This is a genomic window from Aquipuribacter hungaricus, assembly GCF_037860755.1.
In the GTDB taxonomy this organism is placed as follows: Bacteria; Actinomycetota; Actinomycetes; order Actinomycetales; family JBBAYJ01; genus Aquipuribacter; species Aquipuribacter hungaricus.
Genome location: NZ_JBBEOI010000159.1, coordinates 1 through 8,744 on the forward strand (window position 1 = coordinate 1; position 8,744 = coordinate 8,744).

Consider the following 8,744-nt stretch of genomic DNA (forward strand, 5'->3'; position numbering starts at 1 on the left):
CTTGGCCTCGGCGGCCTGGCGGGAGCGGGTGGCCTCCTCGGCGGCGGCGACGCGGGCGGCCTCGATCCGGGCGGCCTCGGCCTCGGCGGCGGCGAGGACGTCCTCGGCACCGGCCAGGCGGGCCTCGATCGCGGTCTTCTGCCCGGCCAGGTCGGCCTCCATGGCCGCGACCTGCTCGAGCTCGACGGCGGCGGCGGCCTGCAGGGCCTCGAGGTCGTCGGTGGCCTCCTTGAGGTCGCTGAGGCTGACGGAGCGGCGCTCGGCCATGACGGTCAGCGTGCTGGTGGACGTCGCGTAGCTGCCGACGCTGCCGACGAGGGCCACAAGTTGCGGGTCGACGCCGCCGCGCTTGTACGTCTCGACCGCCAGGGCACCGAGCTCGTCCTGCATGGCCTCGACCGCGGTGGCCTGGCTGGCGACGCGGGCCTGGGCGGCGGCCACGTGCTGCTTCTGGGCCTCGGTCTGCACCCGCGCCTCGTTGTACGCCTCGGCGGCGACCTCGACCTCGCGACCGAGCTCCTGCACCTCTGCGCGGGCGTCCTCGACGTCGGAGGCCTGGGCTGCGGGCGCCACGAGGGTCACGGCCATCACGGTCGCGGCTGCGAGCGCGCAGCGGGAGAGCATCGGGTGCAAGGGGGTTCCTCCGGGCAGGGCGGGGCCAGGTCCGGGAGGAGCGACCGGGCTGGTCCATGTGTCGGGCGGGGCGGCTCGGGGAGCGCAGTGCATAACGAACTGGTCACGGACGATACCCCAGCGCGCTCCGGAGGGAAGGGGTACCTGGGGACGACGGCCGCCGTCCACCAGGGGGCCTGCCCCCCGTCCCACCTGCAGGAGCCCCCTGACGAGCCTGCCCGGGGGGCTCGCTCGGGCCTCCGACGGAAGGCCCCGGAGGGGGGCCGCGGCGTGCTGGACTGGCACGCCGGACCGCCGCGCCCGAGAGTCACGGTAAGTGTCATGGCTGTCTCTGACGGTGGGAGGTCTGCCGCACGGTGGCTCCACGCGGGACGGCGGGCCGCGGGGCCGGGGGTGCGACGACGTGCCTGATGGGCGAAGGGTGCAGCCCACCTCGGCTCCCACCGGGCGGCGAGGGCCCTGTCCTGTCCTCCGGTGCCCGACGGGTGTGACCCAGACAGCCGACTTCCTGTGGACGACGGCGCGCACCGGGGCGCCGGGCGTCCTGGGGGCCGCCGCCCGACGCCGCCGGGCCGGCTCTCCCCCTCGGTCATGGCTCGGCGTTCCTTCCGCGCCGGTCCCCGTGGTCGGCCGGACGGCCTTGAGCCGGCCGCCGTGTGAGATATGCCCCACGCGAGGGGGCGCCCGCCGGGCCGGTCAGGAGCGGTCCGCGCCCTTCCCGGGGCCGGGGACGGTCGGCCGCAGGAAGTCCACGAGGAGGGCGGACAGGTGCTCCGGAGCGTCCTCGGGGACCCAGTGCCCGGCCCCCTGGACGCGCTCGTAGCGCCACGGTCCCGCCACGTGCGCAGCGGTCCCGGTCATCTGCGCCTCTGTGAGGACGGGGTCACCCGTGGACCAGACGCCCATGACGGGGCAGTCGACCGGGCGGCGGACCCGGGGCGGCGCACCGGCGGCACGCGGGCGGGCCCGCCGGCGCCCCAGCGGGCGCGGCAGGGGGACGTTGGCGCGGTACCAGGACAGCGCGGCCGTCAGGGCCCCCGGGCGCGACATGTCCTCGACCTGACGCGCCAGGCCCGGGGTGCTCGCCGTGCTGCGGCCGCCCCACGCGCGGCGCAGCCACCACCAGCCCCCCAGCGGCAGCAGGCGCTCGGCCAGCCCCGGGACGAGGAACGCGAGGATGTACGTGCCCTTGACCTGCTGCTCCAGGCCGGCGGCGGCGCGGGCGGCGGGGTGGCCGACGGAGACCACGGCGAGCCGGTCGACGAGGTCGGGCCGGGCCGCGACGACCGCCCACGCGAGCACCGCGCCCCAGTCGTGCCCCACCAGGGCCGCCCGCCCGACGCCGCGGGCGCGCATCAGGCCGGCGACGTCCTCGACCAGCAGGGGCAGGGCGTAGGACGCGGTGCCGGCCGGGCGGTCGCTCTGCCCGTAGCCGCGCAGGTCCGGGGCGAGCACCCGGTGCCCGGCCGCGGCCAGCGCGTCGACCTGCGCCCGCCACATCTGCCGGCTGTCGGGGAAGCCGTGCAGGAGGACCACGGCGGGGCCGTCCGGCGGACCGGCCTCGGTGAGGGCCAGGGTGGTGCCGCCGACGTCCACGCGGTGCTCGGTGACGGTCATGCCCCGAGCGTCGCAGCCGTACCGGCGGGCCGTCCCGTCAGCGCAGCGGGAGCGGCGGCTGCCACCAGGACGGCGCGTCCTCTACCTCGACCGAGGCGACCCACTTCACCCACCAGAAGCCGCGCAGGCCGGGCGCGACGAGCCGCACCGGCGCTCCGAGCTGGCGCAGCAGCGGCTCCCCCGCCATCCGGTCGGCCAGCAGGAGCCCGTCGAGGTCCTCGACGGCGAACCGGCGGGAGTAGCCCGTGACGGAGGTGACGACGACGCTGCGGCCCGGACCGCCGGCGCGCACCAGGTCGGACAGCACGACGCCGGACCACTCCTGCTCCGACGCCCACCCCGACGTGCAGTCGATGACGGCCCGGACGTCGGTGCGCGGCAGGGACGCCAGGTCCGCCAGGCCCAGGACCCGCTCCCCGTGACCGTCTCGGACCAGAAGCTCCCAGCCCTGCGCGGACGTGCGCGCGGGGACGGTGTCGGCCAGCCAGATGGTGGGCTGCGGCAGGTCCTGCAGGTAGGACCCGGTCGCCCGCCGGGCCGCTCCGGGCAGCCCGGCCCGGCGGGTGACGGTCTCGAGGGCCAGCCACCCGGCGCCGGCGGCGGCGACGACGCCGCCTGCCCGCAGCAGGAGGCGACGGTCGAGGTCCTCGGCGCGCGGGCGCTGCCAGCGCGCGCGGGCGTGCCACAGCAGCAGCGGCACGAGCACCAGGCCGGCCGCGACGTGCCACCACATCGTCCGCTGGCCGCCGGGCGCCCAGACGAGAAGCCCGGTGCTGTGCAGGACGCCGCTCAGCAGGGCGAGCAGCGTGAGCACGCCGAGCAGCACGGAGGCCCACCGCCCGGCGCGGGCCCTGCGGAGCCCGCTGCGGACGACCGGCGCCTTGCACCGGACGAGGGCGAGCACCGCCAGGCCGGCGGCCCCGTGGGCCACGGCGACCCCGCGCTGGGCGGGCACCGCGACCAGCCACGACCCCAGGCCGGCCAGCAGGGCGACGAGGAGGACGGCGAGCAGCGCGGTGTTGCCGACACGCCGGGGGACGCCCCGGCGCCGCGCGGTCCTCACCCGGCCAGTGTCAGCCCTCGCCCGCCCTGCGGCGGCACCGCACCGGCCGGCTCCTCCTGGGCGTCGAGCCAGGCGGAGACGTCGTCGGCCGCCGCGGGCCGGAGGGACAGGAAGCCCGGCAGCGGCGGGGGGGCGCCGGTCGCCGGTCCCACCAGCGCCGGTCGGCCGCTAGGTAGGGTCCGGGCGTGACGGGCGGGACGGGACCGGTGCTCCGGTGGCACCAGCCGCACCCGTCGACGCGCCGCGTGCTGGCACTGGGCACGGCCGGTGCCGCGCTGCTGTCGCTGGCGGTCGTGTCCCTCGTGGTGGGGAACTACGACGCCGGGGTCCTCGCCGGCGTGCTCGGCCTGGCGGCGGTGGTCGACCTGTGGGCGGAGATGCGGCCCCGGGGGTTCGTGCTGGCCGGCGACGACGGGCTGGTCGTGCGGACCGGCAGCCGGCCGCGGGTGCTGCCGTGGGGCGTCGTGGCCGCCGTGCGCGTCCAGCCCCGCCGGCTGGGGCGCGACCGTCCGGTGGTGGAGCTCGTCGACGGCTCGGTGGTGCCGCTCCCCCGCGACGTGCCGCTGGAGGAGCTGCAGGCGCGGCGCCCGGGGTCCGGCACGACCGACCAGCCTGGGGCCGGACCCGCTGACGGACCGTCGGACGGGCCCGCCGGTCCCACCGGCTGACGGACCCCTGGGGTCCCGCTGACGCTCCGGCTGGTCCGACCTGCTCGTGCACCACCGGCGGCACCGGGCGGCAGGACGGGGCTGCCGGGTCAGAGGTCCGTCGGGTCGGTGTTGGCGCCGCACAGCACGACCGCGACGCGCTCGTCCGCCCCGGGGACGTAGCTGCCGGCCGTGAGGGCGGCCAGCGCCGCGGCGGCACCGTGCTCCACCACCGTGCGCCACTCCCGCCACAGCAGCGCCCGGGCGGCGACGATGTCGGCGTCCTCGACGAGCACGGGCACCACGCCGGTGCGCCGGGCCACGTCGAAGGCGATCTCGCCGACCCGGCGTGCCCCCAGGGAGTCGGCGGCGACGCCGGAGACCGCGACGTCGGTCGGGGTCCCCGCGGCCAGCGCCGCGTGCAGGGTCGGCGCCCGGACCGGCTCGGCACCGACGACCCGGGTCCCGGTGCCCTCGAGCGCGGCGGCGACCCCGGCGACCAGCCCGCCCCCGCCCACGGCGACCACGACGGTGTCGACCCGGCGGGCGACCTGCTCCAGCAGCTCCAGGGCCAGCGTGCCGGCACCCGCCGCGACCTCGGGCTGGTCGTAGGCGTGGCACCACAGGGCACCGGTGCGCTCCCGGTGCTCCTGCGCGACGGCCTGCGCCTCGGCGTACTCGGCGCCCGCCAGGACGACGGTGGCGCCGAGCTCGCGCAGCCGGGCGACCTTGACCACCGGGGCGCGCTCGGGCACGACGACGGTCGCGGGCACCCCGGCCCGGGCGGCGGCCCACGCGACGGCCAGCCCGGCGTTGCCCCCGGAGGCCACGACGACGCCGACGTCGGGGTCGAGCCGGCCGGCGGCCCGGGCGGACAGGACACGGTGCAGCGCGCCCCGGGCCTTGAACGAGCCGGTGTGCTGCAGCAGCTCCAGCTTGAGCACCAGCTCGCCCGGCACCCGGCCGGCGGGCCCGCCGAGCGGCAGGGCACCGCGGCCGGCCTCGAGGACCGGCGTGACCCGGACCAGCCCGGCGGTCTGCTCCCGCGCCGCCTCGACGTCGTCGCGAGAGATCACGGCACGGGCCTCCCCTGGGTGGGCACGGCGGGTGCCGGGTGGAGCACGGAGCCGCCTAAGGGAGTCGAACCCTTGACCTACGCATTACGAGTGCGTCGCTCTACCGACTGAGCTAAGGCGGCCGGCGCGTGCCGGGGCACACGACCGCGCAGAAGTGTACGGGGTCGCCGCCCCCGTCACGGACGGGCCGGTTCCCCGCTCAGTAGTCCGCGACGCAGGCGAGCCCGTCCTCCGGCACCGTCCCCTCGACGAAGAAGGCGTCGACGGCCTCGTCCACGCAGCCGGCGCCGGTCTGCCCGTAGGCGGTGTGCCCGTCGCCGTCGTAGGTGACGAGCACGCCGGAGACGAGCTGCTCGGCGAGGCGCTCGGCCCACACCTGGGGCGTCGCGGGGTCGCGGGAGGTCCCGATGACGACGATCTCGGGGGCACCCTCGCCGTCGATCTCGGGCCATGCCGCCGGCTCGAAGGGCCAGCCGACGCACGGCAGGCCGCCGTAGGCGATGTGCGGGCCGAACGTGGGCGCCGCCTCGGCCATCTCCTGCGCGGAGCCCTCGATGTCCTCCAGCGTGATGGCTGCCCGCCCGGCGGGGTCGCTGCGCCCGTCGAGGCAGTTGACCGCGTAGATGGCCTCGCCGGTGTTGCCGCGGTAGGTGCCGTCCTCGGCGCGCTCGGTGAAGAGGTCGACGAGGAAGAGCATGACCTCGCCGTCCCCGGCGAGCGCGCCCTCCAGGCCGGCGCGCAGCGCGGGCCAGGCGTCGTACTGGTACAGCGGGTACACGACCGCGAGGACGCCGAGACCCTGGGTGAGGGGCCTCGCGTCGTCGCCGGTCGGCAGCGGCACGCGGTCCAGCGAGGCGATGAGCGCGCGCACCTGGCCGATGCCGTCGTCGACGGAGCCGCTGAGCGGGCAGTCGGGCTGGGTGAGGCAGTCGGCGACGAAGGACTCCAGCGCCACCTCGAAGCCCTGGACCTGCTCCAGGTCGATGGTCACGTCCGTCGCGGGACGGGCGGTGAGGTCGACGGCGCCGTCCAGGACGAAGCGGCCCACCCGGTCGGGGAACAGCTCGGCGTACACCGCGCCGAGGACCGTGCCGTACGACTTGCCGAGGAAGGTGAGGTCGGCGTCGTCGAGGACCGCCCGCAGGACGTCCATGTCGCGCGCGGCGGACACGGTGTCCATGTAGGGGGCGACCCGGTCGTCGGCGCAGCCCTGGGCCAGCCGGTCCGCGAGCCCCTCGAGGGTCTGCAGCTCGCCCGGGTCGTCGGGGCTGGGGTCGGCGGTGAGGAAGTCCTCGTAGGAGGCGTCGTCCAGGCAGTCGACGCCGGCGGACCGGGCGACCCCGCGGGGGTCGAAGCCGACGACGTCGTAGGCCTCCCTCAGCTCCTCGCTGGTGACGAGGCCGGCCTGCAGCGCGTAGTCGACGCCGGACCCGCCGGGGCCCCCCGGGTTGAGCAGCAGCGAGCCCAGCCGGTCGTCGCCGGTGGCGGGCAGCCGGGTGAGCGAGAGCAGCATGGTCCCCGCCCCCGGGTCCTCGTAGTCCAGGGGCACCTGCACGGTGGTGCACTCGTGGTCCTGGCCCGTGACGCCCTCGGGCGGGTCGATGGACTCGCACCCCACCCAGGTCAGCTCCTGGGAGTAGAAGGTCGCGAGCTCCGGCGACGGGGGCACCCGCACCGTGGGGTCGAGCGACGGGGCCGCGGCGCTGGGCTCCGGGGCCGCCTCGTCGTCACCGGTGGACCCTCCACCGCCTCCGCCGCCGCCGACGGAGCACCCCGCCAGGACGACGGGCACGGCTGCCAGCAGCGCCAGGCGGCGGGCCCCCCGGAGCCGGGCGGTGCCGGTGGTCGTGCGGGCAGGGCGGGTGGTGCGTGGTCTCACGTGTGCTCCCCCAGTCGGACGGTCATGCCTTCCAGCGCCAGCGGCAGCGCGGCGTTCTGCGCGAGCCGCCGACGGGTGGTCGTGATGGTGTCGCACACCCGCAGCACGGCCGCGGGGCTGGAGCGCCGGGCCAGCGCCTCCACGTCGGCGCGCATGTCCCCGTTGACGAGCGGGACGGACGCCCCGGCCTGCACGACGAGGACGTCGCGGTACAGCGACAGCAGGTCCAGCAGCGCGCGGTCCAGGCCGTCGGTCGCGCTGCGGCGGGCCTGGCGCTTGTGGCTCTCCTGCAGCTCCCGCCACTGGGTGCGCACCTGCCGCGGCAGCTCCTCGGGCGTCGAGACGCCCATCATGCGGAGCCACTCGGCGTCCTGCTCGTGCTGCGCGGCCTCGACGGCGGCGACGGACTCCTCGGTGGCGATGTCGCGGAGCTCCTGGGCCGCCTGGACGGCGCCGGGCACGCCGACCGCGCGGCCCGGGGTCTGCAGCACCTCGCGTCGGCGTCGGCGGGCGTCGGGGTCCACGGCGAGGCGCCGAGCGACGCCGATGTGGCCCTGCGACGCCGCGGCGGCCCAGGCGGCCTCGGCGGGGCTGACGCCGTGGCGCTGCTGGAGGACCCGCGCCACGGCGTCCGCGCGGGGCACGCCGAGCGTGACGACCCGGCAGCGGCTGCGGATGGTCGGCAGCAGGTCCTCCGGGGAGGGGGCGCACAGCAGCCACACGGTGTGCGGCGGCGGCTCCTCGACCTCCTTGAGCAGCATGTTGGCCGCGACGTCCCGGAGCCGGTCGGCGTCCTCGACGACGACGACCACCCAGCGGCCGCGGGTGGGCGCGACCGAGGCACGGCGGACGAGGTCGACGACGACCTCCTTGCGCACCTGCATCTCCTCGGTGGCCAGCACCGTGACGTCGGGGTGCGACCCCGCCAGGGCCTCGCGGCAGTCCGGGCAGGCGCCGCAGCCGCCGGTCGGGCACTGCAGGGCCGCGGCGAAGGCGCGCGCGGCGACCGAGCGCCCCGACCCGGGCGGCCCGGTGAGCAGCCAGGCGTGGGCGAGCGCCGAGCGCTCGGCCTGCCGCTCGACCGCGCGGCGCAGCACCCCCACCGCCCGCTCCTGCCCGACGACGGCGTCCCAGACGCTCACCCGTCGCGTCCCGGGAGCCAGCGGGTCGCCCCGCCCCGGACGGTGCCGTCGTCGCTGACGGTGCCGGTGTCGTCCGCGTCACCGGCCTCGTCGGCGCCACCGGCGTGCGAGGAACCGTCCACGTCGGCGTCCCCGCGCCGGACGGCATCCCGGAGGTCGGCGACGGTGAGGTCGACCGTGGTGCTGTCGCCCGGCCCGTGGCGGTCGGCCCCGCCCGGGGCGGGCAGCGGGGCGGTCGCGGCGTCGACCGGCTCCTGGGCGTACCCGTCGGAGTACTGGTCCACGTGGCCCTGCTCCGCGAAGCCCTGGTCCGCGAAGCCCTGGTCCGCGAAGCCCTGGTCCGCGTAGCCCTGGTCCGTGTAGCCGTAGCCCGGGTAGCCCTCGTCACCGTCCGGGCCGCCGTGACCCGGGGCCGCGTCCTCGTGCGGCGCATCCCAGGGCTGCACCTGGTGCGAGGGGGGCGCGTAGAGCTCCTGGGCGCTCCGCCCGTCCCAGACCGACGACCCGGTCGCCCAGACGTCGCGCCCGTCAGATCCGTCGTCGTCGTCGACGACCGGCCGGTCGGCCTCGGCCGCTCCGGCAGGGGCGGCCGCGCCCACCGCCGTGGCGCCCGACGCCACGCCCGTGGCCGCCCCGGCACCGGCCACCGGCGAGATAGCGGCGGGCGGCGAGGCACCGGACCGGTCG

The 8,744-nt window shown here is 77.6% G+C and carries 9 protein-coding genes and 1 tRNA gene; 1 reads left to right on the forward strand and 9 read right to left on the reverse strand.

The window, feature by feature from the left end; all coding sequences use genetic code 11:
- The 4 genes from WCS02_RS14490 to WCS02_RS14505 form a co-directional block, all read right to left on the reverse strand.
- A partial coding sequence (locus WCS02_RS14490) for a coiled-coil domain-containing protein (RefSeq protein ID WP_340294440.1) occupies window positions 1-582 on the reverse strand: 582 nt, incomplete at its 3' end.
- A 747-nt stretch (window positions 583-1,329) separates the two neighbouring features.
- A complete protein-coding gene (locus WCS02_RS14495; RefSeq protein WP_340294442.1) occupies window positions 1,330-2,250 on the reverse strand; it encodes an alpha/beta fold hydrolase in 921 nt (306 codons plus the stop codon).
- A gap of 37 nt (window positions 2,251-2,287) precedes the next feature.
- A complete protein-coding gene (locus WCS02_RS14500; RefSeq protein ID WP_340294444.1) occupies window positions 2,288-3,313 on the reverse strand; it encodes a molybdopterin-dependent oxidoreductase in 1,026 nt (341 codons plus the stop codon).
- A complete protein-coding gene (locus WCS02_RS14505; RefSeq protein WP_340294446.1) occupies window positions 3,310-3,465 on the reverse strand; it encodes a hypothetical protein in 156 nt (51 codons plus the stop codon). Before WCS02_RS14505 ends, WCS02_RS14500 begins: the two co-directional genes overlap by 4 nt.
- A gap of 33 nt (window positions 3,466-3,498) precedes the next feature.
- Between WCS02_RS14505 and WCS02_RS14510 the strand changes: the two genes are divergently transcribed.
- Window positions 3,499-3,981 (forward strand): PH domain-containing protein, encoded by a 483-nt coding sequence (locus tag WCS02_RS14510; protein WP_340294448.1) that lies wholly within the window; start codon window positions 3,499-3,501, stop codon window positions 3,979-3,981.
- 89 nt (window positions 3,982-4,070) lie between these two features.
- On the opposite strand, the gene WCS02_RS14515 is transcribed toward WCS02_RS14510, so the two are convergent.
- The 5 genes from WCS02_RS14515 to WCS02_RS14535 form a co-directional block, all read right to left on the reverse strand.
- Window positions 4,071-5,036 (reverse strand): serine/threonine dehydratase, encoded by a 966-nt coding sequence (locus WCS02_RS14515; RefSeq protein WP_340294450.1) that lies wholly within the window; start codon window positions 5,034-5,036, stop codon window positions 4,071-4,073.
- A gap of 49 nt (window positions 5,037-5,085) precedes the next feature.
- Window positions 5,086-5,158, reverse strand: a tRNA-Thr gene (locus WCS02_RS14520).
- 77 nt (window positions 5,159-5,235) lie between these two features.
- Window positions 5,236-6,915, reverse strand: coding sequence for an alpha/beta hydrolase (locus WCS02_RS14525; RefSeq protein ID WP_340294452.1), 1,680 nt, complete (start codon window positions 6,913-6,915; stop codon window positions 5,236-5,238).
- Window positions 6,912-8,057, reverse strand: a complete 1,146-nt coding sequence (locus tag WCS02_RS14530) for a DNA polymerase III subunit delta' (RefSeq protein WP_340294454.1) — start codon at window positions 8,055-8,057, stop codon at window positions 6,912-6,914. Before WCS02_RS14530 ends, WCS02_RS14525 begins: the two co-directional genes overlap by 4 nt.
- The coding region (locus tag WCS02_RS14535) for a hypothetical protein (RefSeq protein WP_340294456.1) at window positions 8,054-8,744 on the reverse strand (691 nt) is incomplete at its 5' end. The genes WCS02_RS14535 and WCS02_RS14530, both read right to left, overlap by 4 nt.